24 protein-coding genes and 1 tRNA gene are annotated in these 21416 nt (G+C 58.4%); 7 read left to right on the top strand and 18 right to left on the bottom strand.

Annotation, left to right across the window (positions count from 1 at the left end; translation table 11 throughout):
• On the top strand, nt 1-689 hold a 689-nt coding region (locus AACY19_RS25715), incomplete at its 5' end, for an RHS repeat-associated core domain-containing protein (RefSeq protein ID WP_339454349.1).
• A complete protein-coding gene (locus tag AACY19_RS25710; protein ID WP_339454348.1) occupies nt 689-1075 on the top strand; it encodes a hypothetical protein in 387 nt (128 codons plus the stop codon). The genes AACY19_RS25715 and AACY19_RS25710, both read left to right, overlap by 1 nt.
• 114 nt (nt 1076-1189) lie before the next feature.
• Here the strand turns inward: AACY19_RS25710 and AACY19_RS25705 are convergent, their stop codons facing one another.
• The 4 genes from AACY19_RS25705 to AACY19_RS25690 all read right to left on the bottom strand — a co-directional run bounded on the left by AACY19_RS25705 (nt 1190) and on the right by AACY19_RS25690 (nt 2929).
• Complete coding sequence (locus tag AACY19_RS25705) at nt 1190-1357, bottom strand: hypothetical protein (protein ID WP_003223252.1); 168 nt, start codon at nt 1355-1357, stop codon at nt 1190-1192.
• A 123-nt stretch (nt 1358-1480) separates the two neighbouring features.
• Nucleotides 1481-1903, bottom strand: coding sequence for a YMGG-like glycine zipper-containing protein (locus tag AACY19_RS25700; RefSeq protein WP_339454347.1), 423 nt, complete (start codon nt 1901-1903; stop codon nt 1481-1483).
• A 138-nt stretch (nt 1904-2041) separates the two neighbouring features.
• Nucleotides 2042-2413, bottom strand: coding sequence for a glycine zipper domain-containing protein (locus AACY19_RS25695; protein ID WP_339454346.1), 372 nt, complete (start codon nt 2411-2413; stop codon nt 2042-2044).
• A gap of 327 nt (nt 2414-2740) precedes the next feature.
• Entirely contained in the window at nt 2741-2929 is a 189-nt protein-coding gene (locus tag AACY19_RS25690; RefSeq protein WP_339454345.1) for a hypothetical protein, read from the bottom strand.
• 240 nt (nt 2930-3169) lie between these two features.
• On the opposite strand from AACY19_RS25690, the gene AACY19_RS25685 reads away from it, so the two are divergent.
• Nucleotides 3170-3448, top strand: coding sequence for a hypothetical protein (locus AACY19_RS25685; protein WP_339454344.1), 279 nt, complete (start codon nt 3170-3172; stop codon nt 3446-3448).
• Between the two features lie 56 nt (nt 3449-3504).
• On the opposite strand, the gene AACY19_RS25680 is transcribed toward AACY19_RS25685, so the two are convergent.
• Both AACY19_RS25680 and AACY19_RS25675 read right to left on the bottom strand, forming a co-directional pair.
• Nucleotides 3505-3825: a YbjQ family protein gene (locus tag AACY19_RS25680; RefSeq protein WP_339454343.1), complete on the bottom strand. Its 321-nt coding sequence runs from the start codon at nt 3823-3825 to the stop codon at nt 3505-3507.
• 292 nt (nt 3826-4117) lie between these two features.
• A tRNA-Ser gene (locus AACY19_RS25675) sits at nt 4118-4207 on the bottom strand.
• Nucleotides 4208-4514: 307 nt separating this feature from the next.
• Here AACY19_RS25675 and AACY19_RS25670 point away from each other — a divergent pair.
• From AACY19_RS25670 to AACY19_RS25660, 3 genes are all read left to right on the top strand, one after another.
• Nucleotides 4515-5204: a crotonase/enoyl-CoA hydratase family protein gene (locus AACY19_RS25670; protein WP_339454342.1), complete on the top strand. Its 690-nt coding sequence runs from the start codon at nt 4515-4517 to the stop codon at nt 5202-5204.
• A gap of 217 nt (nt 5205-5421) precedes the next feature.
• Entirely contained in the window at nt 5422-6144 is a 723-nt protein-coding gene (locus AACY19_RS25665; RefSeq protein WP_339454341.1) for a lysophospholipid acyltransferase family protein, read from the top strand.
• 134 nt (nt 6145-6278) lie between these two features.
• Nucleotides 6279-7250 carry a magnesium and cobalt transport protein CorA gene (locus AACY19_RS25660; protein WP_339454340.1) on the top strand — a complete coding sequence of 324 codons (972 nt, stop codon included), beginning with the start codon at nt 6279-6281 and terminating at the stop codon, nt 7248-7250.
• A 99-nt stretch (nt 7251-7349) separates the two neighbouring features.
• Here AACY19_RS25660 and AACY19_RS25655 read toward each other — a convergent pair whose 3' ends face one another.
• The 3 genes from AACY19_RS25655 to AACY19_RS25645 form a co-directional block, all read right to left on the bottom strand.
• Nucleotides 7350-8072, bottom strand: coding sequence for an amidotransferase (locus tag AACY19_RS25655; protein ID WP_339454339.1), 723 nt, complete (start codon nt 8070-8072; stop codon nt 7350-7352).
• 106 nt (nt 8073-8178) lie between these two features.
• A complete protein-coding gene (locus AACY19_RS25650; protein WP_339454338.1) occupies nt 8179-10323 on the bottom strand; it encodes a 3-hydroxyacyl-CoA dehydrogenase NAD-binding domain-containing protein in 2145 nt (714 codons plus the stop codon).
• A gap of 24 nt (nt 10324-10347) precedes the next feature.
• Nucleotides 10348-11553, bottom strand: a complete 1206-nt coding sequence (locus AACY19_RS25645; RefSeq protein WP_339454337.1) for an acetyl-CoA C-acetyltransferase — start codon at nt 11551-11553, stop codon at nt 10348-10350.
• Nucleotides 11554-12138: 585 nt separating this feature from the next.
• Between AACY19_RS25645 and AACY19_RS25640 the strand changes: the two genes are divergently transcribed.
• On the top strand, nt 12139-12960 hold the full coding sequence (locus AACY19_RS25640; protein WP_339454350.1) for a c-type cytochrome: 822 nt from the start codon (nt 12139-12141) through the stop codon (nt 12958-12960).
• A 121-nt stretch (nt 12961-13081) separates the two neighbouring features.
• Here AACY19_RS25640 and AACY19_RS25635 read toward each other — a convergent pair whose 3' ends face one another.
• The 9 genes from AACY19_RS25635 to AACY19_RS25595 form a co-directional block, all read right to left on the bottom strand.
• The gene (locus AACY19_RS25635; protein WP_339454336.1) at nt 13082-13885 is read right to left on the bottom strand and encodes a transglutaminase family protein; all 804 of its coding nucleotides are present in this window, start codon (nt 13883-13885) and stop codon (nt 13082-13084) included.
• Nucleotides 13882-14832 carry an alpha-E domain-containing protein gene (locus AACY19_RS25630; protein WP_007914063.1) on the bottom strand — a complete coding sequence of 317 codons (951 nt, stop codon included), beginning with the start codon at nt 14830-14832 and terminating at the stop codon, nt 13882-13884. The genes AACY19_RS25635 and AACY19_RS25630 overlap by 4 nt, the downstream gene beginning before the upstream one ends.
• Nucleotides 14833-14844: 12 nt before the next feature.
• The gene (locus AACY19_RS25625; RefSeq protein WP_339454335.1) at nt 14845-16254 is read right to left on the bottom strand and encodes a circularly permuted type 2 ATP-grasp protein; all 1410 of its coding nucleotides are present in this window, start codon (nt 16252-16254) and stop codon (nt 14845-14847) included.
• A gap of 476 nt (nt 16255-16730) precedes the next feature.
• Nucleotides 16731-17078 (bottom strand): ribonuclease E inhibitor RraB, encoded by a 348-nt coding sequence (locus AACY19_RS25620; RefSeq protein WP_007960698.1) that lies wholly within the window; start codon nt 17076-17078, stop codon nt 16731-16733.
• A 209-nt stretch (nt 17079-17287) separates the two neighbouring features.
• Entirely contained in the window at nt 17288-17521 is a 234-nt protein-coding gene (locus AACY19_RS25615) for a hypothetical protein (protein WP_339454334.1), read from the bottom strand.
• Between the two features lie 241 nt (nt 17522-17762).
• Nucleotides 17763-17954 (bottom strand): PLDc N-terminal domain-containing protein, encoded by a 192-nt coding sequence (locus AACY19_RS25610; protein ID WP_007914053.1) that lies wholly within the window; start codon nt 17952-17954, stop codon nt 17763-17765.
• A 71-nt stretch (nt 17955-18025) separates the two neighbouring features.
• On the bottom strand, nt 18026-18556 hold the full coding sequence (locus AACY19_RS25605) for a hypothetical protein (RefSeq protein WP_339454333.1): 531 nt from the start codon (nt 18554-18556) through the stop codon (nt 18026-18028).
• An 85-nt stretch (nt 18557-18641) separates the two neighbouring features.
• Nucleotides 18642-19160: an ankyrin repeat domain-containing protein gene (locus AACY19_RS25600; protein WP_339454332.1), complete on the bottom strand. Its 519-nt coding sequence runs from the start codon at nt 19158-19160 to the stop codon at nt 18642-18644.
• A gap of 97 nt (nt 19161-19257) precedes the next feature.
• On the bottom strand, nt 19258-21096 hold the full coding sequence (locus AACY19_RS25595) for a long-chain-acyl-CoA synthetase (protein WP_339454331.1): 1839 nt from the start codon (nt 21094-21096) through the stop codon (nt 19258-19260).
• Between the last annotated feature and the right edge of the window lie 320 nt (nt 21097-21416).

Below are 21416 nucleotides of genomic sequence, written 5' to 3'. Positions count from 1 at the left end.
ACCTGGACCAGCCGCTGCGCTTTCAGGGGCAGTATTTCGACGGCGAAAGCGGGCTGCACTACAACCGGCACCGTTATTACGACCCGCGGCTGGGAAGGTATCTGACACCCGATCCGATCAAGTTGGCGGGTGGGCTGAATCAGTACCAGTACGTGCCGAATCCGACGGGGTGGGTGGATCCGTTGGGGTTGAGCTCCAACTGCCCGCCGCCGAATAATCCAGGATGTGCGGTGCCGGGTGGGGCAAGTGGCGCTAGGGTTGATGAGGGTGAGCCAAGCCCTCCAACTCCGAACCATAAAAACTACTATTTATATCGGGGAGACGACCGAGAACCATGGGAAATTTTTGAAACAGGGTTTGAGCCTTGGGGTGACAGCACAGATTTGTTCCTTCATGCCTTGGATAACAAAAGTCCCCCAAGCTGGTATGTAAGTACTTCCGTTTCCAAAGAGCAGGCTACCAAGTTTGCGACTGGCTACGGGTTCGCTGATGGCTATGTGTACGTTCTGAAAAACATTCGAGGCATCGATGTCAACAAAGAGCTCGGGGCTCTCTCACCCCATCGTCGCGAGGCCGAAATTGCCTTTCCCGGAGGAGTCAAGAGTCAGGACATCGTTGGAGCAACACCTGTCAACGAAGACGGTAGCTACAAAGGCTATTCAGTGCTCAATCCAAACAGGAAAAAATGATGAAACTAGTAGAAATCCAAATCCTTACTGCACAAGGTCTAGAAACCGCTGTTATTGAATGCGACAGAAGGCACAGCACTTTAACTTTCATAAGAAAAGATTGCCAAGCCAGAACCTATACTTCCTACGATCTATACGGATCTTTTGGTGCATTAAGGGCAGATTTTCCGGACATAAAATTCTTATGTAAAGGATCAAAAATCAATGTCCATCCATCGAACATGAGCTCTCAAATGTCTTCCGGTCTCGTGGCCTATGAACTCCGTAACGGAGAACCAGCAGATGATGGAGATATTGTTCGAATTTTTGACTTCGAAGATACAGATCTTACAAACGACATTGAGGATCAAAAAGCATTCTATCGATCCTGGATGGCATCTTTTTAGCACGCGCCAACGTTGATTTTTCGCACAATGGCTATTGATCGAAGGGCCTGTGAAACCCAGGCCCCTGAATCATCGGGCGCTCACCCAATGAGCACGCTCAGCACCGCACGCAATTCACTGCTCATCCTCATCCTCCTCATACTCCATATCCGCCTCATCAGCATCATTCAACGGCACCGTCGCATCATCCATCAGCGAACCCGGGTCCTCATTCCCCGGATCATTGATGAACGGCAATCCACTTGGGCCTTTTTCTTCTTTGCCTTCGGTTTCGGGTGTCATGGCATACCTCGGGGATCTGATGGGTTGTATGGGTTCGAAAAGCCCTACGGCCAATCGTTCCAGAGTCTGACCGCCAGAAACGGAAAACCCGGCACAAAGCCGGGTCTGCGTTAAACCGCACAATCAATGATGGCGATTCTTATGTTTGTTTTTATGCTTGTGGCCGCCACCTGAATGGGACTTTCCGCCATCGTCACCCAGATTGTTGCCGACCGCCCCACCTGCCGCGCCGCCCAATCCTGCACCAATCGCCGAACCGGTTGATCCGCCAAGGCTATTACCCACCACCGAGCCACCCGCGGCGCCGAGACCACCGCCAATCGCCGCTTCGGTGCGATTGCGCTTATTCGCGCCGACCGCACCGCCCGCTGCGCCGCCTACCCCGGCACCGACCGCCGCACCCGTGCTGCCGCCGAGTTGACCGCCGACCACGTTGCCCAGCACGCCGCCAAGGCCACCGCCCACGGCGGCCGAACCGTCTCCGGCGGCCATCGCGCCTTGCGCCACCAGCAATCCGAAAAACAGTGCAGATAATGACAATCGCATATGAACCTCACAGTTCCCGAATCGGGACAGTTGACCCAGGTAAGGGCTTATGTGAATTGGAGGCACCTACGGGAAAATCGTTCAGCAACGAAAAAGCCCGGCAAGCGAGCCCGGGCTTTTTCTCAACGACGATCAGTCTCAGTGACGCTTGTGGCCTTTGGACAGATTGCTGCCCACTGCGCCACCTGCCGCGCCGCCCAGGCCCGCGCCGACGGTGGCACCGGTGCGGCCGCCGAGGCTGTTGCCGATGACCGAACCACCGGCGGCGCCCACACCGCCGCCGATGGCGGCTTTGGTCCGGCTGCCCTTGCGCGCGGCCATTGCGCTGCCCGCTGCGCCCGCGACGCCAGCACCAATGGCTGCACCGGTGCTTCCGCCCATTTTCTGGCCGACGACATTACCCAGCGCGCCACCCAAACCACCGCCCAGCGCAGCGGTGCCGTCACCGGCAGCCATCGCACCTTGAGCAACCAGAAGACCCAGAACCAGAGCGGGCAGTGTTAGACGCATGACGTGAACCTCAACAAATCGGAATGGCGCAAAAGGGCCGGGATTGAATGCTCTCGGGGCGCAAAAGTCCAGACGACATCAAGGACCTGCGCGCACTCAGCGCCGATTTGACAGCGATTCTGCAAAAGGTTTTATGACAGGCAAAAAAAAGCCCGCTGGGGAGACGGGCTGGAGACTTGCTTTCTAACGGATGGCTTCACCCTACTGCGGTGAACGTGAAAAGTTTGTGAAAAAAAAACAGAATTCACCCATTCGTTCGTAGGACATTTCATTTGCAGCACGCAGACATAAAAAACCCCGTTGGTTGACGGGGTTGTTCATCCAGACCTATTTCCTGGCCCGCGCTGTGACCTTGGGTAAAAACTTCGCCTTCGGCCCCTTGGGTGCCGCCGACTTGATCTTATCGGTCTGCACCGGATCTTCGCCAAACCCCGCCTGATAATCGGTTTGGCCGCATCGCACGCAGTTGTTGAATGAAAACTCAGCGCCGTCATCTTCGATATACGGATCAGTCATCGTCTCTCCCCTCTGCAACGGGCCGACACCGGCAAAGCCTTTCTGCCTGAAAAAATATCGACCTCCAAGGCTTTTGAGACTAGCTGGTCATTACTGGACTTGTGGTTCAGTCCCGCTTATCCCCGACGAATGGACGATACAAATTAAACACGCTGCGACGACCTTTGGTCGGCCGTCGCTAAAGATTCGCGAAAATCGGCCGCTGCGCTCTTTCCTACAAATGAATCTCAAGGAGAGATCATGCAGATCAACGGATTTCCAAATATGCCAGTCGTAAAACTCACGGACGAGCAGATCGCCGCCGGTAAGGCCGGGGGAGAAAAACTCAAGGAAAAGATTGCTTCAGGTGAAATCACCATCACCTATCCCGACAAGCCCGTTCTGCAACCTGGCGTCATTTACCACCCGAGCCAGCCGGCCACCCCAGATCAACCGACCAATGCCCTCCCTCTCGTCGCCGTCGATACGCCCCTGACGTATGACTCCAGAGGAACCGTGGTGCTCAAACCACAGGGCTGACCAACGGCGCAGGGCCCATTCCACACGAATGGGCCCACCCGTCGCAAACGCAATCGTCAGCGCAACCTGACCGCCGTTCCCGTCACGAACACCACGACCATACCGCCCTTGCCCGCCGGCATGCTGATCTCGAAATCCAGCCCGACCACCGCGTCCGCCTGCAAAGCCCGCGCTCGCTCCTTGATCTCGTCGGTCGCCTGAATCCGCGCTTCCTTCAGCGCACGCTCCAGCGTCTGAGAGCGCCCACCAAAAAAGTCGCGCATGCCGGCAAACATATCGCGAATGACATTCACGCCCTGCACCGACTCGGCGCTGACAATGTCCAGATAGGCAGTGATCTGACGCCCTTCAATGGCATGCGTGGTAGAAATAATCATGCACTTGGTCCTTTTTCCATAGAGATTGCGACTGTAACCCGTGAGCGAGATAGGCTGGCAGGTTCGGGCGAACCGCTTCCTGACGAAGCCTTGTCGTTCACGGCAATGTTCTACACCATCCGCCACCAGCCAGTGGCGCTCTGATCGGAAACAGCCTCGACTGGCTCCGCTACTTGTGACTGACGTTGCGAAAAAACTGAACCTGTTACCAGCAATGAGCCCTTTTCCAGACGCCAGAAACCACAAAACCCCTGACTTCTTCCGAAATCAGGGGTTTTGTGTTTACTTAATTTGGCGGTGAAGGAGAGATTCGAACTCTCGATACAGTTTCCTGTATACACACTTTCCAGGCGTGCTCCTTAAGCCACTCGGACACTTCACCGTATCTCTTCAAACATGTTCTGTCTGTCGAGGCGCGCTAATGTAGTCGAAAGCTTTTCCGATGGCAAACTTTTTTTCAGAATTTTCATGCGGTTAAGAGGAAAAGCCACTTTCGCCTCGGGCGGCCCATGGCAAACCGGCCAATCTTCGGTGGGCGCGCGCCTTCTATATAGGAGGCGAAGCATCCTGCGTGTGGCTCGCTATGCGGGATGAGCCGGGAAACGGTGACTGGCGGGTCAGTCACGGCGCTTTACCTGGCTGGCGGCGGTGGGTAACGTCTGCCCATCTTTCTTACAAGGAATCGCGTCATGAGTGAGTTGATTGCCTACCACCTCGAAGACGGTATTGCGACCCTGACCTTGAACAACGGCAAGGTCAATGCCATTTCCCCGGACGTGATTGCGGCGTTCAACGCGGCGCTGGATCAGGCAGTGACTGATCGTGCCATCGTGATCATTACCGGCCAGCCCGGGATTCTGTCCGGTGGCTACGACCTCAAAGTGATGACCGCCGGGCCGAAAGAGGCTGTAGCACTGGTGACCGCTGGCTCCACCCTCGCCCGTCGCCTGCTGTCTCATCCGTTCCCGGTGATCGTCGCGTGCCCGGGCCATGCCGTGGCCAAGGGTGCTTTCATTCTGTTGTCCGCCGACTACCGCATCGGTGTCGACGGCCCGTTCAGTATTGGCTTGAATGAAGTGCAGATCGGCATGACCATGCACCACGCCGGTATCGAACTGGCCCGTGATCGTCTGCGTCGCTCAGCGTTCCACCGTTCGGTGATCAACGGCGAGATGTTCGATCCGAAAAGTGCGGTGGATGCCGGCTTCCTCGACAAGGTGGTTGCCGCTGAAGAATTGCAGGGCGCCGCGCTGGCCGCTGCGCGTCAGTTGAAGAAGATCAATATGCTCGCGCACAAGAACACCAAGTTGAAGGTGCGCAAGGCGTTGCTGGAAACACTGGATAACGCGATCATCCAGGATCAGGAACACCTGGGCTGATTCCCACGGTTGGCCCGCAAGAAAAAGCCCGACCATCGTGTCGGGCTTTTTCTTGCGGGCTTGGTTGAAATTGGCGTGACCGCTCTAGGACGCGTCTGACAACCCTGTCGGAAACATGCGCTTAAACATCGTCTATCTCCGGACTCTATAGCGGCAATTGCCGAAAACAGTGCACATCCGTACACTGCGCCACCTTTTGTCCCGGTGGGGCCTGCAAATGCTGTTTGTGTTTCGTATGTTATTGATGGGCCTGCACTTTATTCTCGCGGGCCTGCTTGGCGTGATCCTCGGGATCTGCCGCCCGTTCAATCCGGATAACAGCCGCTTGTGCGCTCGCCTCTACGCACTGCCGGCCATGTGCATTTTGCGTCTGCGGGTGAAGTCCGATGTCAGCGGCTTGATGAACAAGCCTGCCAGTTGCGTGATCATCGCCAACCATCAGTCCAACTACGATCTGTTCGTATTCGGCAACGTCGTACCCTACCGCACGGTTTGCATCGGCAAGAAGAGCCTGAAGTGGGTTCCGCTGTTCGGGCAGTTGTTCTGGCTGGCAGGCAATGTGTTGATTGACCGCGGCAATGCGCACAAGGCCCGTCAGTCGATGCTGACCACCACTCACACCCTGCAGAACGAAGACACCTCGATCTGGGTATTCCCGGAAGGCACCCGTAACCTCGGAGAAGAATTGCTGCCGTTCAAGAAAGGCGCGTTCCAGATGGCGATTGCGGCCGGCGTGCCGATTGTTCCGGTGTGCGTCAGCAGCTATATCAAACACATGAGCCTGAATCGCTGGCGCAGCGGGAAAATCCTCATACGTTCGCTGCCGGCGATTCCTACCGCCGGACTGACCATGGATGACATGCCCATGCTCATCGATCAGTGCCGCGAGCAGATGCGCGAGTGCATCGAGTCGATGGATCGGCAACTGCAAGCCGCCTGAAAATGGAACCCGCCCTGCGCGGGTTTTCTTTTGCCCGCTGAACTGTGCAGATTTCACTGACTCTCAAGCAGCGACATGGCTAAGCTGAAGCCTTGCATTCCCTGCCATCTGCCAAGAAGAAGTGAATCACCACCATGGGTCGAGTTGTTGCTGCTGCGGTGTACAGCGCAGGTAAGAAAATCACCAATATTTCCCTTGATGAAGGTGCGGCCTGGGCCGCGAAACCCGGCCATTTTGTCTGGATCGGCCTGGAAGAGCCCGACGCGCAAGAGCTGTCCAACCTGCAACGTCAGTTCAACCTGCACGAACTGGCGATTGAAGATGCATTGGAAAAACACAGCCGACCCAAGCTGGAAACCTTTGGCGACGCTTTGTTTATCGTCACCTACTCGCCCATTCGTGAAAACGGGATTCTGCAATTCATTGAAACCCACATTTTCGCCGGCAAGGGCTACATCATCACCGCGCGTAACGGCCATTCAGCCTCCTACGCCCATGTCCGCCAACGTTGTGAAGCACGTCCACTGCTGCTGGAGCACGGGGAAGATTTCGTCCTCTATGCCCTGCTTGATTTCGTCATCGAGAACTATCAGCCGGTCGGTGAAGCGATCCATGCCGAAATCGATGAACTTGAGCGCAACGTGCTGTGTAGCGCCTTAAACGAGCGTGACATTCAGAAGCTGCACGGCTTGCGTCGCGATGTTGTACGCCTGCGCCGGTACGCGGCACCGATGGTGGAGATTGGCGAGGAATTGCAGAAGCTCAGCTTCCCGTTTATCGACAAGAACATGCGCCCGTACTTTCGCGATGTGCAGATCCATGTCACGCGTCAGATGGAAGACCTGAGCACGCTGGCGGACATTGCCAGCCAGACCATCGAGATTGGTGTGTTGCTTGAGGCATCACGGCAGAGCGTGGTGCAGCGCAAATTCGCTGCGTGGGCAGCAATTCTGGCGTTTCCGACAGCGGTGGCCGGGATTTACGGGATGAACTTCCAGAACATGCCGGAGTTGAGCTGGCATTACGGCTATTTCGGCGTGCTGGGGTTTATTACGGTGGGGTGTGTGAGTTTGTGGGCGAGCTTCAAGAAGTCGGGGTGGTTGTAGCGCAGACCGCGTTGACTGGGACATTCGCGAGCAGGCTCGCTCCCACATTGATCGCAAGACCTGATGTGGGAGCGAGCCTGCTCGCGAAGCTTTTTAGCCTCAGACGGTTTCCGGCTTGTGTGCCACAAAGCGCATCATCCACTCCGCAACCGTCGCGCCGTGGTGTTCCTGCTCAAGACTGGCCACGCCCTTGCTGTAGATCTGCGAACCCAACGCTTCCTGACGCAAGTCCAACAACGCGCGGGAATAATCGTGGATAAATTCCGGGTGGCCCTGGAAGCACAGCACCTGATCGTTGATGTGGTACGCCGCGAACGGGCAAAAATCGCTGGAAGCGATGACGGTAGCGTTTTCCGGCAGCGCGGTGACCTGATCCTGGTGGCTGATCAGGAGCGTCAGTTCTTCACGGACCGGGCTCATCCACGGCGCCTTGGCCGCGAGTTTGTATTGATGGGTGCCGACGCCCCAACCTTGAGTCGCGCGTTCGCTCTTGCCACCGAGCAGCAACGCCAGCAATTGATGGCCGAAGCACACGCCAAGCAGTTTGTCGCCACGCTCGTAGCGTTTCAGCAGGTATTCCTTGAGGGTCTGAATCCACGGGTCGGTGCCGAACGAATCGGCCTTGCTGCCGGTCACCAGATAGGCATCAAAGGTCAGGTCGTCGCTCGGGTATTCGCCCTGCATCACGTTGTAGACGGTGAACTCAGCGGCAATCGGTTGTTGCGAGAACAGGCGCTGAAACATCTGCCCATAACCCTGATATTGATCGACCAGTTCCGGACGCAGGATGTCGGTTTCCAGAATGCAGATGCGTAGCGACATAAAAAATACCTGACACGTGATGGGAATAATGAACACCCCAGAGCCTGCCTTGAAACACCCTGGCAAGGCAAGCCCCGGAATGCGCACTGCTCCTGAAACAGGGCCCTTAGAACATTTCACCTTTGGCAGCTTTCTCCAGCAATAGCGCCGGCGGTGCAAAACGCTCGCCGTACTGCTCGGCGAGATACTGCGCGCGGGCGACGAAATCCTTCACGCCATATTGATTGATGAACTGCAGCGCGCCTCCCGTCCACGGGGCAAAACCAATACCGAAGATCGAGCCCACGTTGGCATCCGCCGTCGAAGTCAGCACGCCCTCCTCCACGCAGCGCACGGTTTCGATGGCCTGCACGAACAACAAGCGATCACGCACATCCTTCGGCGAAATCTGCCCGTCGGCTTTCTCGAAGCGCGCCTTCAATTGCGGCCACAAGTGCTTCTGGCCACCCGCCGGGTACTCATAGAAACCACCGCCTGCAGCCTTGCCCGGACGTTTGTATTCGTTAAGCAGCAAGTCAATCACGGCGAACGCCGGGTGCTCAATCAGCGGTTTCCCATCGGCCTGCAGGTCCTTGGCCGTTTGCTTGCGGATATGGCTCATGAGGCTGAGGGAAACTTCGTCAGAGATCGCCAGCGGCCCGACCGGCATCCCGGCCTTGCGCGCTTCGGTCTCGATCATCGGCGCGCTGACACCCTCGCCGAGCATGGCGATGCCTTCGTTGGTGAAGGTGCCGAAAACCCGCGAGGTAAAGAAGCCGCGACTATCGTTGACCACAATCGGCGTTTTCTTGATTTGCAGCACGAAATCGAAACCGCGCGCGAGGGTTTCAGCGCTGGTCTGTGCGCCTTTGATGATTTCCACCAGCGGCATTTTCTCTACCGGGCTGAAGAAATGCAGGCCAATGAACTTGCTCTGATCCGGCACGGCAGTTGCCAGGCCAGTGATCGGCAGAGTCGACGTGTTGGAGGCGATCATTGCGTCGGCGCCCACCACACGCTGAGCCGCCGCAGAGACCTTGGCTTTCAGTTCGCGATCTTCGAATACCGCTTCAATGATCAGGTCGCAACCGGCCAGATCGGCATCGCTTTCAGTGGCGTGAATACGCGCCAGCACGGCTTCACGCTGTGCGGCACTCATCTGACCACGGGCGACTTTCTTGTCCAGCAACGCCGCCGAATGCGCCTTGCCCTTCTCGGCGGCGGCAAGGTTGACGTCCTTGAGTACCACCTCGATCCCCGCCCAAGCGCTGACAAACGCAATCCCCGCGCCCATCATCCCCGCACCGAGCACGCCGACCTTCTGGGTTTTATACGGTGCAAAACCCTGTGGCCGCGAACCGCCGGCATTGATCTCGTTGAGCTGAAACCAAAACGTACCGATCAGGTTTTTCGAGATCTGCCCGGTGGTCAGCTCGGTGAAGTAGCGTGTTTCAATCAAGTGCGCGGTGTCGAAATCCACCTGTGCGCCCTCAACCGCCGCACACAGAATCTTCTCCGGCGCAGGCATCGTGCCTTGGGTTTTGCTGCGCAGAATTGACGGTGCAATCGCCAGCATTTGCGCCACTTTAGGATTCGATGGTGTGCCGCCGGGAATCTGATAACCCTTGACATCCCAACGCTGCACCGCAGCCGGATTAGACACAATCCAGGCGCGAGCCTTGGCCATCAGCTCATCGCGATCCGCCGCCAGCTCTTCGATCAGCCCGGCCTGCAACGCCTGCTGCGGACGTACCTTCTTGCCTTCCAGCAGATACGGCAGTGCCTTCTCGATTCCGAGCATGCGCACCATGCGCACCACTCCACCGCCCCCCGGCAGCAAGCCAAGCGTCACTTCCGGCAGACCGAGCTGCACCGAGGCGTCGTCCAGCGCCACGCGATGATGGCAGGCGAGGCAGATTTCCCAGCCACCGCCCAGCGCCGCGCCGTTGATCGCCGCAACCACCGGTTTGCCCAGGGTCTCCAAGGTGCGCAATTGCCCCTTGAGGGTCAGCACCATGTCGTAAAAGGCTTTGGCCTGGGGCTTGCCGACTTTGATCAATTCATTAAGGTCGCCGCCGGCAAAGAAGGTTTTCTTTGCCGACGTGATGATCACGCCGGCGAGGCTGTCTTTTTCCGCCACCAGCCGGGAGACACACGCGGCCATGGCCTCGCGGTACACGGCGTTCATGGTGTTGGCGCTCTGGCCCGGCATGTCGATGGTCAGCACAACGATACCGTCCTGGCCTTTTTCGTAACGAATGGCTTCGCTCATAACAAGGTTCCTTGAATTCAGGGCTCAGAGGCGTTCGATGATGGTGGCAATGCCCATGCCGCCGCCGACGCACAGCGTCGCCAGGCCATAGCGCAGACGCCGCACTTCCAGCTCGTCGAGCAAGGTGCCGAGGATCGCGCACCCGGTGGCGCCCAGCGGATGGCCCATGGCGATGGAGCCGCCGTTGACGTTTACCTTTTCGGGGTCGACGGCCATGTCCTTGATGAATTTGAGCACCACCGAAGCAAACGCTTCGTTGACCTCGAACAGATCGATGTCTTCCACGCGCAATCCGGCCTTCGCCAAGGCTTTGCGTGTGGCCGGCGCGGGGCCTGTGAGCATGATGGTCGGGTCTGTGCTGGTGACTGCCGTAGCGACAATCCGCGCCCGTGGCTGCAGACCCAGCGCGCGACCTTTGGCTTCGGAGCCGATCAGCATCAGCGCCGCGCCATCGACGATCCCGGAACTGTTGCCCGGGGTGTGCACATGGTTGATGCGCTCGACATGGCTGTAAACCCGCAGCGCCGTCGCGTCGAAACCCATCTGGCCGATCATTTCGAAACTCGGCTTGAGCCTGGCCAGGCCTTCGAGGGTCGAGTCGGCGCGAATGAACTCATCGTGGTCGAGCAAGATGATGCCGTTCTGATCCTGCACCGGCACCAGCGACTTGTTGAAGGAACCATCAGCGCGCGCCCGGGCGGCTTTCTGCTGCGAATGCAGGGCGTAGGCATCGACGTCGTGACGGCTGAAACCCTCGAGTGTGGCGATCAGGTCGGCACCGACGCCCTGCGGGGTGAAATGGCTGTGCAGGTTGGTCTGAGGGTCCAGCGCCCAGGCGCCGCCATCGCTGCCCATCGGCACCCGCGACATCGACTCGACACCGCCGACCACCACCAGGTCTTCGAATCCCGAGCGCACTTTCATCGCGCCGAGGTTGACCGCTTCCAGCCCCGAGGCGCAGAAGCGATTGATCTGCACACCTGCGACGCTGACGTCCCAATCGGCCACTTGCACGGCGGTCTTGGCGATGTCCGAGCCCTGGTCGCCAATCGGCGTGACGCAACCGAGCACCACGTCATCGACCTGGCTGGTGTCAAGCGAAGTGCGCTCCTGCAGCGCAGTCAACAAGCCGGCGACCAGGTTGACCGGTTTGACGCTGTGCAAGGCACCATCGGCCTTTCCTTTGCCGCGGGGCGTGCGTAACGCATCGAATATCAAAGCTTGGGTCATGACGTCCTCGAACCTGTGCGGAGAGTGAATGCGAGTGCCTCCACTCTTCGCCTGCGCGGCGCCGGATTCAATGACCACAGCGCTCAATGCGGTTGACGCACACGCTCAGACGGACGGTCATCGACGCCCGGGTGAACCGGTTCAGGTCGGCGAGTTGTCTAGCAAGCGGGCGGCGAAGAAGCTGGCAATACGCCTCATGCCGTTTTAATTGCCGCAAGCAGTAGATAAATACGAAATGGATCTAAGCCAAGCGTAACGCGGGCCCTAAGGTAGAACATGTGCGTCAGTGTCGTCGGGTTTTGCCGAGGCAGACGTTCTTCAACAGGAAGTGCATCGCTTGCCGTCATGGATATGCAGGCAGGCATCAGGAAATAACAATAAAGGCGGTCAAGCCATGTTCAAACAACCGAAAGTTCGTCAAGCAGGGCTCATTCTTTTCGCCACGACGCTGTTGTTGATTTTGCCGAATCTGACCAAGGTGATCGGCTGACTCAGGCGCCAGGTGCTGTCAATCGCCACTAAAAATGTGACTGGCCTGCTACCCGGGCCAGCGTGGCTATGCCAACCTTCGTGCACTTCCACGACATGGACGGCGATCATTTGAAAGCGCTCATTGTGTTCGGGGCCATGCTGCTCAGCATGCCCTTGTCTGCTGCTCAACTGGATCTGCAACTGGGCGAGCACAGCCGCACCTGGCAGACCGAAGAACTGCTCAAGCATCCTCAGGTGCAAACCCTGACAATCAAGAACGATGTGTCCTACAAGAGGGACATGACCTATCGCGCTGTGCCTGTTGCCGCGCTGCTGACCGGCATCAAGCCGCAGGATCATCTGCAAGCCGTGGCACTGGACGGCTTTGCGGCGGAACTGGCCGCTGCGCCATTGCTCAATGCCCAGGGCGCACGGGCGTGGCTGGCGATTGAAGATCCGGCGCAGCCGTGGCCCGGGCTCTCGGAGGGCAAGCACAGTGCCGGGCCGTTCTATCTGGTCTGGACCGATCCGCAGGCGGGCCCTGTCAGCCCGGAGCAATGGCCGTTCCAGGTCGCCAGCATCAAGCGCATGGCGCCGGTGGCGGAGCGCTTCCCTGCCCTGCTGCCTGATCCAGCCTTGAAGGCTGATGACCCGGTGAATCTGGGTTTTGCGCTGTTTCAGAAAAACTGCCTGGCCTGTCACCGCTTGAATGGTGCGGGCGATGCGCAGTTCGGGCCGGATCTGAATATCCCCTATAACCCGACCGAGTATTTCGGCGCAGATTTCCTCAAGCGCTACATTCGTGATCCGCAGAGTTTGCGCCAGTGGCCGCAGGCGAAGATGCCGGGGTTTTCGGTAGAGGTGTTGCCGGAGGGGGATCTGGACTTGCTGGTGGGTTATTTGAAACACATGGCTGGGCGCAAAGTTCAGCCCTGAACCTCAGGGTGTTATCACTGGCCTCTTCGCTGGCAAGCCAGCTCCCACAGGGTAGGCGCCGACTTTGAATCAGCGGTAATTCTGTGGGAGCTGGCTTGCCAGCGATTGCGGTATCCCGAATCTACTGTTGCTGGACGGAGATGACTGGCGTCGGCGAGACGAATACCTTGGCGTGCATCTGCTCACACCCGCCGCCCCGGCGCATGCCGCGCACCGGGCAGGCATCCAGGTAATCCAGCCCCACCGCCAGTTTCAGGTGCCGCTCCGGCCGCGCCAGTTCGTTGGTCACGTCAAAGCTGTACCAGGCGTCATCCAGCCAGGCTTCCGCCCATGCGTGGCTGGCGAGATGCTCGCAATCCTCGCTGTACAGGTAACCCGATACATACCGTGATGGAATCCCGAGGCTGCGTGCGCAGGCGAGAAACGCGTGGGTGTGATCCTGGCACACCCCGGCCCGCCCGGCGAAAGCTTCAGCGGCGCTGGTGTCAACCTCGGTGGAGCCCGGCGTGTAGGTCATGTGCTGATTCAAACCGTGCATCAGGTCAATCAGCGCTGTGCGATCACGCCGCTGTTTGCAGGACTTCCCGGCGAACGCTCGCAGCGCTTCATCGGCTTCGGTCAAGCGGGTAAAGCGCAGGAATGGCAGCGCCGACTGGCTCTCGTGTTCGGCCTCACGCAACTCGTCGATATCGACCTGACCACGGGCGCCGATGATGATCGCTTCGTGGGGCTCGTCCATGGTCAGCACATGCAGGATGTTGCCGAACGGATCGAGTTGCGCGCGTACCGGGCGCGGCAGGTCGAGCTGCCAGCTCAGCACATGCTGACGCTCGCTGTCGTGGGGTGTCAGTCGCAAATACTGGATGCTTGCCCGCACCTGATCTTCGTAGTGATAGGTGGTCTCGTGGCTAATGGAAAGTCTCATGCAGCCTCCAGGTAGGAACTGTGAATGGCATTGCCCAGCTGGCGCACCAGCGGGATGAACTCGGTGAGCCAGGCGTGCAGGCCTTCTTCTAGGATTTCGTTGATGCCGGTGTAGCGCAGGCGCGCGTCCATTTCTGCCGCCAGACGCTGCGCCGGTCGACCATTGGCGCCGGGCAGTTGCGCCAGAATCTGATCGATTTCTTCGGTGCAGGCGCGCAATGAGCGCGGCACATCGGCACGCAATAGCAGGAGCTCGGCGACATGCCGGGCGCCGGGAGCGTCGCGGTAGATTTCGGTGTAGGCCTCGAAGGACGACAAGGCGCGCAGCAGGGCACTCCACTGGTAGTACGCGTGGGCGGTGCCATCGCTGACCGCTTCGGCCTGATCACCGGCCATTTCATAGCGGGCATCAAGCAGACGCAACGTGTTGTCGGCTCGTTCGATAAAAGTGCCGAGGCGAATAAAGCGAAACGCATCGTTACGCATGATCGTGCCGTAGGACGCGCCACGGAACAGGTGCGAGCGCTCCTTGATCCATTCGCAGAAACGGCTCATGCCATAACGGCTGAGGCCCTGTTCGGCGATCCCGCGAATCTCCAGCCATGTCGCGTTGATGTTCTCCCACATGTCAGCCGTGATACGTCCGCGCACCGCATGCGCACTGGCCCGCGCCGCGCCGAGGCAACTGTAGATGCTCGCCGGGTTGGCTGCATCGAGGGCGAAAAAGTGCAACAGGCGTTCGGCGTGCAACGCGCCATGGCGCTCCAGGTAATCGTCGAGGGTGCCGGTGATCAGCAGCGGCATGGCCAGCTCGTGCAAACCATCGCCGCGACCGTCCTGCGGCATCAGCGACAGCGAATAGCTGATGTCGAGCATCCGTGCGAGGTTTTCCGCCCGCTCCAGATAACGCGACATCCAATACAGATCCGAGGCAGTTCTACTTAACATGGCAAGCTTCCTTCAATCCTCGACCACCCAGGTGTCCTTGGTTCCACCACCCTGGGAGGAATTCACCACCAGGGAGCCTTCGCGCAGCGCCACGCGGGTCAAACCGCCGGGCACAACCCGGGTTTCGCGACCGGACAGAACAAACGGACGCAAGTCGATATGGCGCGGGGCAATGCCGTTTTCGACAAAGGTCGGACAGGTCGACAGCGACAGCGTCGGTTGCGCAATGTAGGCGTGAGGCTTGGCCTTGATGCGCTCGCGGAAGGCATCGATTTCCGCTTTGGTTGAGGCCGGCCCTACCAGCATTCCGTAACCGCCAGAGCCTTGGGTTTCCTTGACCACCAGATCTGGAAGATTGGCCAGCACATGGGAAAGTTCAGATGGGTTACGGCATTGCCAGGTCGGCACGTTCTTCAGGATCGGTTCTTCATCGAGGTAGAAGCGGATCATGTCGGTGACAAACGGATAAACCGACTTGTCGTCCGCCACACCGGTGCCGATGGCGTTTGCCAGCACGACGTTGCCCGAGCGATACGACGACAGCAGCCCCGGCACACCGAGCATCGAATCCGGGTTGAACGCCAACGGATCGAGAAATGCGTCGTCGAGCCGGCGATAGATCACGTCCACTGCTTTCGGGCCGTCGGTGGTGCGCATGAAAACCTTGTCGTCGCGCACGAACAGATCCGCGCCCTCGACCAACTCCACGCCCATTTCCCGGGCGAGAAACGCATGCTCGAAAAACGCACTGTTGAAGCGCCCGGGGGTCAGCACGACCACGCTCGGGTTATCAATCGCACTGGAGCTTTTGAGGGTGTCGAGCAGCAGATTCGGGTAGTGATCGATCGGGGCGATGCGCTGGGCGGCAAACAACTCCGGGAACAGGCGCATCATCATCTTGCGGTCTTCGAGCATGTAACTCACGCCGCTCGGGGTGCGCAGGTTGTCTTCGAGCACGTAGTACGTGCCGTCGCCATCGCGCACCAGATCGACTCCGGAGATATGCGAATAGATATCGCGGTGCAGATCCAGGCCCTGCATCGCCAATTGGTATTGCTCGTTGGCCAGCACCTGCTCGGCGGGAATGATCCCGGCCTTGATGATGCGCTGCTCGTGATAAAGGTCGGCGAGGAACATGTTCAACGCCTTGACCCGCTGGATGCAGCCGCGCTCGACAATCCGCCATTCGCTGGCGGGAATGCTGCGCGGAATGGTGTCGAAAGGAATCAGGCGCTCGGTGCCCTGCTCGTCCCCATAGAGCGTGAAGGTAATCCCGGCACGATGAAACAGCAGATCGGCCTCGCGTCGCCGTTGGGCCAGCAGCTCGTCAGGCGTGTCAGCCAGCCATCGGGCGAACTCCCGATAATGCGGGCGGACCTGGCCGCCGGCATCGTACATTTCATCAAAATAGGTGCGGATCATGCCGTACTCCTTGTCACCCGGACATACAGACCTTCGCAAGGCCCGTGCCATCGGCATAAACGCTTTGATTTCAATCGGTTGGATATTCACGCCACAGACACCGCACCATTCCTGTGCGGCAAATGCCCCAACCTGATTGCCCCCGCTTCATTGCGACGCACTGCATCGCCTATCACCAGCATAGTCAGAGTTGATTTCACTGCCCGACGCTGCCTGCGGATAATCCGCGCATTCGCTGCAACACTTCGCCGGCTACACCGTCACGAAGCGCCCGGCTCAACTGATCTGGATTGCCTCGGTAGCCCGCCCCGCTTTAACCCTGACCGGTTTCCTCTCCTTATCGGTCTTCCCTTTTAGCCACCCTCTCCGGTGGCTTTTTTTTGCCTTTTGGAAACGTTTTGAAAGCAAAAGCAGAGATCGTAAAAAACAACGGCCAACCCGAAGGTCAGCCGCTGTTCAACAAATGAAACCAGAGATCAGTTCAAACGGTGACGATTGCGCACCTCCTGCTTCACGCCCCAGCCCTCGATGATGCCACCCAAGGGCTCGACCACCGCCGAAAAGCCCTGCTCGAAATCGCCAATGTCGTCATAGGTCGCGTACATCACTTTGCTCAATTCCAGCGACCAGGCGCCGTCGTCGCGCGCACTGACCTGGGCATTGATGGATTCACCGCGAAACTTGCCTGCCGCCCTGCGCGCCCGCTCCTCGTCCGGGAAAATGGCGTAGAACTCGATGGGATGGAAACGGGAAAAATCGAAACCGCCTTCTTTCATGCGGCGCAGAACATTGCTGCTGATGTCTTCTTGATAGGCTGTGCTCATGAATCGTCCCCCTCGCATAGATGGATAGACTTTCCGTATTCCCGCCCCGGGCCTTGGGCCAAAGTACTACGGCAACGTGGTTGCACGCGGGAACAAGCATGTAGCTGACAAGACCAGACCTTAGCGATCCGTTCGCTGATCTCGCTTGCAGAGTAGCCCCAACCTGGAGCCGCTGCCAAGGCCTGGTGTGAAAGGTGACAGGAAGAATCTCAGACAGGAGTAATGCTGCGGATTTCGATGCTGTTCTGGGACTTCAGGTTTTTCACCCCGGCATCGGTGGTGCGACCTTCCAGATCGTTGAGATCCAGTTCGGCGGCGATGGGCAGGAGCCGTGCCTTGATCAGCCGAGCGGCCTCGTCATCGCTGGGGCATTGCGCGCGCTCGAACACCTCATCGACAATTTCACCATGATCGTCCACGAAAGTGACTTTCCACTTTTGCATCGGTGCCTCCTCGATCAAACCCGCAAATGGGCTTACCACTATCTCGACTGTGCACGCCGAAAGTTGGTTCAAAAGGATTGCAGCGGGCGAACATGAAGAAAACGACATCTTCAGACTGACATGACAAATATGGGAGCGAGCCTGCTCGCAAAGGCGGTTTATCACTCAACAAATAGGTTGGCTGACAGTCCGTTTTCGCGAGCAAGCCCGCCCCCACAGGGGATTGGCGTTGTTTCCAGCGTCAGATCCGCACGTTGCCCCGTGGTCCGGCAATCGCCCAGATGATCAGACCCAGCACCGGCAGCAGGATGATCAGCAGCACCCAGACGATTTTCATCCCGGTGGTCGCGCCGCTTTTCAGGACGTTGATGATGGCCCAGATGTCGAGGGCAAGAATGATCAGGCCGATCAGACCGTTGAACGTGGAACCCATGGTGTCGCTCCAGAATAGTGGCATGCACTTTTAGGATAGACGGTCACGCGCAGGGTTCCCTTTTATTGCATTTAAACGTGAACGGCGACTTTAAGCGCTTCGAGGGATGGTGCGGCAGCGATGCCGACTTCAGCGCACAGCTCCAGCACACGCGGCACATCGTTGCCGAAAACCAGCACCACTTGCAGCTCATCGTCGAGCAACTGGCTGAAGTTCATCAGCGTGTAACCGCCGTTTTCCTTGTTCAGGCTGCTCATCTGCACCTGGATGCGGTTGAGCGCGGTCAGCGCTTCGGTTCTGGCCAGTTGCTTGGGCTTGAGGTTGAAGTCCACACCCGGGCCGAACGAGCCGACAATCTGCGCGAAAAGGTCGACGTAGGTGTCCGCCTGGAACAACACGGTGTCCGGCAGACTACCGACCACGACCCACTCGCCCAACGGAATCGGGAAGGTGTCGTCGTAGTTGATGTCCGGGTTGGCGGCCAGAAAAGCATCGGCATCGGCGTAGGCCTGTGCGGCTTCGTCGGCCACGTTCAGGATCTCGTCCTCGCCCATGCAGCCGGAGCTGATTTTGCTGATGAGTTCGACGAGTGCGGCTTTCATGGGGCAGATCCTGTGGCGAAGGTGAAATTCGAGGGCGCGAAGGATAGCGCATTCTCTACTTCGCCACAGGCCATCGGTGCGCAATTCAGCCCAACAGCTTTTCCAGCTGCGCCGTGGTATCCACCGCGCCCATAGTCCGCGCGGCATCCAGCGCGGTCACGCCATTGGCATCCTTGGCCTGCGCGTCGGCGCCTTTGCTGAGCAGGTAATCAACGATTTCAACACGGTTGAACATCGCTGCCATCATCAACGCAGTCCGGCCATCAAACGACGAACCCTCGATCTCGGCACCCGCCTCGACCAGCGCCTTGACCACGGCGAGATCACCCTTGAACGCCGCGCCGGCAATCGGGCTCTGGCCGTTGCCATTGCGCATTTCCGGATCAGCCTTGTGCTTGAGCAGCACTTGCACCGCGTCAACGTGGCCGTAGTAGCTCGCCAACATCAGCAGCGTATCGCCCTTGCTGTTTTTCAGATTGACCGGCAAACCGGCCGTGACCAGGCGATCAAGCATCTCGGCATCACCGTCACGCGCCTTGTTGAAAACCTGCTCGGTGAATTCGGCAGCTTCTTCAGGGGTCATCTGGCGACTTTGGTCGGACATGGGGTAACTCCACTTTCACTCAATCGGAAAGCCGACAGTTTCCCGAGCGCGACGATGGCTGTCACCCCCTTTAACCAAAAATCGCCCATAGCCAGAATCAATAACGATGTTTGCCTTGATGAATATCGGCAAGTATTTCGTCGGTGATCTGCACATAGGTGTGACTGCCGGGCAACCACGCAAAAATCGGATCACCCCCCGTCTGGCCGGGGTCAAAGCCTTCGTTTTTCAGACGGGTTTTCTGGTATTTGAACGTGCCGGTGGTTTCCATTTTCACTTTCACCCGCAGGAACAACGGAACCGCGTAGGCCGGCATGCGTTCCCGGACAAACGTCAGTAACTCGGCGAAATCCAGCGTCGCCAGGGATTCCGCCGGAGTGATGGCCGCCATGCCGGCACGCCCGTTGGTGTTGCGGATTTCCACGCCGTAGGCCACGGCTTCGGAGATCAGCGGATGTTGCAACAGCAGGTTTTCGACTTCGGTTGTGGAAACGTTTTCACCCTTCCAGCGATAGGTGTCACCGAGGCGATCAACGAACTGCGCATGGCCGAAACCGATGTTGCGCAACAGATCACCGGTGTTGAAAAAACGATCCCCCAGGGCAAACACATCGTGCAGCACGACGCTGGCTGTTTTCTGCGGATCGGTGTAGCCGTCCAACGGCGCTTTTTCGTCGATTCGCGCCAGCAGCAGGCCGTTCTCACCCTTGCCGACCTTGCGCATGAAACCGTCGTCACTACGAATCGGCTCGCCGCTTTCATGGTCGTAAGCCACCAGCTCCCAGGCCATCAGGGAAAAACCGATGGTGTTGTCGAAGTTGAGGATGTTGGTGAACCCGATATTGCCGTCGCTAGCCGCGTACAACTCGCAGATGTGATCGACGGCAAAACGCGTCTTGAACTCGGCCCAGGCACCGGGCCGCAGGCCGTTGCCGATCATCTTGCGCACGTCATGCAGGCTGTCATCGACGCTGGGTGGTTGATCGACCAGATAGCGGCACAGTTCGCCAACGTAGCCGATGGTTGTCGCGCGGTAACGGCGGACATCGTTCCAGAACTGGCTGGCGCTGAATTTGCGCCGAATCGCGAAGCCGGAAGCACCGTTGACCGCCGATCCCCAGCACACGCAAAGCCCCGTTGCGTGATACAGCGGCAAGGTGCAATAGACGACGTCGTCGGGACGCATGTCGAGGGCGATCATGCCGAAGCTGGCCGAACTGCGCATCCAGCGCCCGTGCTTGAACACCCCGGCCTTGGGCAGGCCGGTGGTGCCGGAGGTGTAAATGTAGAAACACGGATCGTCGAAGAACACTTGCCCACTGCTCGACGGATTGTCGCTGCAGGCATCGGCGCTGGCGCTGATCAGATTGACGTAACCCTCAGGCGCAATCCCCGGATGGCTATGGGTGTCCTGATCCGCGACAAACCAGGTGCGCGGTGGCGCAATCGACACCTGTTCGCGCACTGTTGCAAACGCTGGCGTCAACTCTTCGCCGACGACGATGGCGACCGGTGCCACCAGATTCACGCTATGGATCAAGGTGTCGCGGGTCTGCGACGTATTGAGCAGCGCGCTGACCGCGCCGACCTTGGCCAGCGCCAGAATCGTCACCAGCAACTCCGGTCGGTTTTCGATGAACACCGCCACCACATCGCCCTTGCCGATGCCCTGCGCGATCAGGTAGTGGGCGATGCGGTTGGCCCACTGATTGACTTGCGAGTACGTCAGCAGCACCTCGCCCTGCAACAAGGCCGGGCCCTGAGGATTGCGCAGGGTCGCTTGCTCGAATGTCCAGCCAAGGCCACAGCTTTGGGTCGGGTCCGTGACGTTGGCCACCTTCATGCCCTTGACCACTCTGGGGATGGCTTTGGCAATCATCGGCAGTTTGCGGAGCATCATGCCCCAGGTAATCGTGTCGCTTGGCGCGTGACTCATGGATGCTCCCCGTTCGGCCTTGGCATGCAGGTCGATGTTTTTATTTTTCGGGCTTTGGCTTGAAGCAACCGGCGCATTCGAGCACGGGTCGAGATCGAAAATACGTCAGCGCTTCTCAGGCTGTACACGCGGTTTTTGCAATGTTTTGTATCCGCTGATCTTTCAGGAGCGTGGGTGATCTGCGGATCAGCGATTGGTTCCATCGAATCGACATCAATCCCGCAAAATGCAGGATGCACGATGGCCATTCATGCAGTTTGCACGACGGCCTGAATTTTAATATTTTTTAACTCTTTGATTTATAACGATAATTTTATTTT

Origin of the sequence: Pseudomonas sp. EA_5y_Pfl2_R50 (assembly GCF_963970475.1) — a bacterium.
Lineage (GTDB): Bacteria > Pseudomonadota > Gammaproteobacteria > Pseudomonadales > Pseudomonadaceae > Aquipseudomonas.
The sequence above is the reverse complement of the archived record's forward strand: the minus strand, read 5'-3'. Positions and strand labels throughout refer to the sequence as shown.

Coding starts and splice junctions, on each gene's coding strand:
- AACY19_RS25605 (WP_339454333.1), bottom strand. CDS start 18,556: ATGAAAGCCGCACTCGTCGAACTCATCAGCAAAATCAGCTCCGGCTGC.
- AACY19_RS25595 (WP_339454331.1), bottom strand. CDS start 21,096: ATGAGTCACGCGCCAAGCGACACGATTACCTGGGGCATGATGCTCCGC.
- AACY19_RS25700 (WP_339454347.1), bottom strand. CDS start 1,903: ATGCGATTGTCATTATCTGCACTGTTTTTCGGATTGCTGGTGGCGCAA.
- AACY19_RS25685 (WP_339454344.1), top strand. CDS start 3,170: ATGCAGATCAACGGATTTCCAAATATGCCAGTCGTAAAACTCACGGAC.
- AACY19_RS25645 (WP_339454337.1), bottom strand. CDS start 11,553: ATGACCCAAGCTTTGATATTCGATGCGTTACGCACGCCCCGCGGCAAA.
- AACY19_RS25710 (WP_339454348.1), top strand. CDS start 689: ATGAAACTAGTAGAAATCCAAATCCTTACTGCACAAGGTCTAGAAACC.
- AACY19_RS25650 (WP_339454338.1), bottom strand. CDS start 10,323: ATGAGCGAAGCCATTCGTTACGAAAAAGGCCAGGACGGTATCGTTGTG.
- AACY19_RS25630 (WP_007914063.1), bottom strand. CDS start 14,832: ATGTTAAGTAGAACTGCCTCGGATCTGTATTGGATGTCGCGTTATCTG.
- AACY19_RS25705 (WP_003223252.1), bottom strand. CDS start 1,357: ATGACACCCGAAACCGAAGGCAAAGAAGAAAAAGGCCCAAGTGGATTG.
- AACY19_RS25610 (WP_007914053.1), bottom strand. CDS start 17,954: ATGGGTTCCACGTTCAACGGTCTGATCGGCCTGATCATTCTTGCCCTC.
- AACY19_RS25635 (WP_339454336.1), bottom strand. CDS start 13,885: ATGAGACTTTCCATTAGCCACGAGACCACCTATCACTACGAAGATCAG.
- AACY19_RS25680 (WP_339454343.1), bottom strand. CDS start 3,825: ATGATTATTTCTACCACGCATGCCATTGAAGGGCGTCAGATCACTGCC.
- AACY19_RS25670 (WP_339454342.1), top strand. CDS start 4,515: ATGAGTGAGTTGATTGCCTACCACCTCGAAGACGGTATTGCGACCCTG.
- AACY19_RS25665 (WP_339454341.1), top strand. CDS start 5,422: ATGCTGTTTGTGTTTCGTATGTTATTGATGGGCCTGCACTTTATTCTC.
- AACY19_RS25690 (WP_339454345.1), bottom strand. CDS start 2,929: ATGACTGATCCGTATATCGAAGATGACGGCGCTGAGTTTTCATTCAAC.
- AACY19_RS25640 (WP_339454350.1), top strand. CDS start 12,139: ATGGACGGCGATCATTTGAAAGCGCTCATTGTGTTCGGGGCCATGCTG.
- AACY19_RS25695 (WP_339454346.1), bottom strand. CDS start 2,413: ATGCGTCTAACACTGCCCGCTCTGGTTCTGGGTCTTCTGGTTGCTCAA.
- AACY19_RS25620 (WP_007960698.1), bottom strand. CDS start 17,078: ATGAGCACAGCCTATCAAGAAGACATCAGCAGCAATGTTCTGCGCCGC.
- AACY19_RS25625 (WP_339454335.1), bottom strand. CDS start 16,254: ATGATCCGCACCTATTTTGATGAAATGTACGATGCCGGCGGCCAGGTC.
- AACY19_RS25660 (WP_339454340.1), top strand. CDS start 6,279: ATGGGTCGAGTTGTTGCTGCTGCGGTGTACAGCGCAGGTAAGAAAATC.
- AACY19_RS25600 (WP_339454332.1), bottom strand. CDS start 19,160: ATGTCCGACCAAAGTCGCCAGATGACCCCTGAAGAAGCTGCCGAATTC.
- AACY19_RS25615 (WP_339454334.1), bottom strand. CDS start 17,521: ATGCAAAAGTGGAAAGTCACTTTCGTGGACGATCATGGTGAAATTGTC.
- AACY19_RS25655 (WP_339454339.1), bottom strand. CDS start 8,072: ATGTCGCTACGCATCTGCATTCTGGAAACCGACATCCTGCGTCCGGAA.